General features: G+C 35.9%; 2 protein-coding genes and 2 tRNA genes. All 4 read right to left on the reverse strand.

Features of this window, described 5'->3' with window-relative positions:
- Positions 1-1,335 (reverse strand): trigger factor (gene tig / locus AC1DPQ_RS26930; protein WP_477611453.1); only part of this gene is annotated, 1,335 nt, incomplete at its 3' end.
- Positions 1,336-1,504: 169 nt separating this feature from the next.
- Positions 1,505-1,586: transfer RNA gene (locus AC1DPQ_RS26935), tRNA-Leu, on the reverse strand.
- 384 nt (positions 1,587-1,970) lie between these two features.
- Positions 1,971-2,052, reverse strand: a tRNA-Leu gene (locus AC1DPQ_RS26940).
- Positions 2,053-2,299: 247 nt separating this feature from the next.
- Positions 2,300-2,493: hypothetical protein (locus AC1DPQ_RS26945; RefSeq protein ID WP_477611454.1), on the reverse strand; the 194-nt coding region annotated here is incomplete at its 5' end.

Here is a 2,493-nt window from a genome sequence, read left to right on the forward strand (position 1 = left end):
CGCAATAAACTTATCATAATCAATATCTTTTTGCTCTAAAGTAACAACAGATTTGATTTGTTCGAAAGTTTTTAATGCTTTTACCTCTTCGAAAACACGGTTTGCATTTTCTTTTTCCTGTAAAAACTGAACGGCATATTGAGCCAATTGATCTTCAGGAAGTGGGCTTGGACTGTACATTCTAAACTGTGCATCTAATTTAGCTTTAGCTGCCTGAACTACATCCTCATATTTAATTTCGATACTGTTATCTTTGATGATTTTGTTTTCGATTAAAGTCCATTTAAGGTTTTTAGCGAAATCATCATAACCTTCTGCCAACTCTTCGTCGGTTAATTTTTCGTTTGTAGCCTTTAACCAGCGACGTAAAAATTCATCAGGCAATTCGAAATTGTGTTTAGTTAAAAGTGCTTCATAAATATCGTTAGATAATTTACGTTCAGCATCCTGTTTAAACATACCTTCTACTTCTTCAGTAATTTTTGCTCTGAAACCAGCTTCGTCAGTTACAGTACCTTCACCAAATAATTTATCAAAAAACTCTTGATTTAAGTCTGACTCTTCTAAGCGGTTAACGTTTTTAACGTGAAGTTTAAAGCTTGCTTTTAACTCAGCAGCTTCTTCTTCCGAAATATTTAAAGCTTTAGCAATTACCGCAACATCTTCTAATGCTTTTTGGATATCTATGGTTACTTCATCATCTTTCTTTAAACCAATTAACGATTTAAGGATTTTTTTATCTTTAATCTGATCTAAACGAACAGTTGCAGTACTGGTGATACCACCTTCAACAGCAGTACCATCTGCAGCTACCTGAGTTAATTCAGTATAAAGTACATCATCATCAGCCGAAACCTCAGGATTAGTCATTTTACCATAGCTACGACGGATATTTTTGATACGGCTTTCTAAAGTTTCTTTATCAGCTTTAATTACGTATTCGGTAAATTTATCTTTAGATGAAAGATTTACATCAAAAGCAGGTGCTAAACCTAACTCATAATCAAATTCGAAATCATCTGTATTATCCCATTTAAATTCGCGTTCATCATCCATTTTAGGAAGTGGTTGACCTAAAATTTCTAATTTTTGCTCCGCGATATAGTTAGATAAAGTATCGTTTAACAAGTTGTTAACCTCTTCTACCAAGATACTTTTGCCATACATTTTTTTAATGTGGGCAGCAGGAACCATTCCTTTACGGAAACCAGGTAATTGTGCTTTTTTAGCTTGATCTTTAATGGCTTTCTCTACTTTTCCAGTGTAATCAGCAGGTGCGATTTTGATTTTTACAACAGCATTTAAGTTGCCGGTTTTTTCCTGTGTAATATTCATTTTTTCTGAGATATAGTAAGATGTGCTTTAGACGGGAGATATGAGATATGAGATTTGAGAAAAAACCATATATCGCCACAACCGGCACAGCACATCAATTTTTATTAATCAATGTTTTTAAAAACAAAACCGTTCCGATTTTTAAATCGGAACGGCCTTTATCTTGTTGTGCGGAAGAAGGGACTCGAACCCCCACGCCGTGAAGCGCCAGATCCTAAGTCTGGTGCGGCTACCAATTACGCCACTTCCGCAGTTAGGATGTTGTAAGGACTGCAAAGATAGAAACAAGATTGAATAATCAAAAGGCATTCGCTATATTTTATCTATTATTTTGGTCAAAATAAAGAATTTGTAAATTAAAGCAGGCCTATTGCTGAAACAAAATATTGGTTTCGTTTCAAATAAATATAAGCCTTTATTTTTGGAAAGCAGGTCCGGTGGCATTTAGGATAATGCGGTCCTGCTCTCTGTTCTTTCCGATGAAAAATCGGAACCACTGCGATCAGGTTTAGGTGGCAAGGATAGGTGAAGTATCAATAGTTGAGTAACAGCGCGATAATACTGATTATAAGATCAAGAAGCTGTGAAATAAAAAAACCGTTCTGATGTTTAAATCGGAACGGTTGATGTTGTTGTGCGGAAGAAGGGACTCGAACCCCCACGCCGTGAAGCGCCAGATCCTAAGTCTGGTGCGGCTACCAATTACGCCACTTCCGCAGATAGGATGTTTTAAGGATTGCAAAGATATAAACTAAATTGAACAATCAAATCTTTGCAATACTTTGTGAAGAAAGAAAATTTAATTTCAATGGTCGAGCGTACATCTTTGCAGTCCCCTAAGCACTGTCCGTCATTTCCAGCTTGACTGGCAATCTTAATGCATTAGAAAAAAGTTAATGAACCATGGGTGAAGCTTTAGGAATCCCATTTTCAGGGAGACGCCATTGTCTTAACCAAATAGGTATCAAAATTTCACTAGCGTTACATCGATAAATTCAGGTCCGCCTTCTAATGGATAGCCAGAAACCTTTTTCCCTTTTATAGTAACCTTCTTATCTAAATAGGTATCTAGATTTATACTTGCACTTTTTAAGGCATAAGTTTTATTGTCGGTTTTTAATAAATGTGTACCGTACTGAAACGTAGTCATGCCTAATT

It is taken from the genome of Pedobacter sp. 01T416_2 (genome assembly GCF_056398925.1).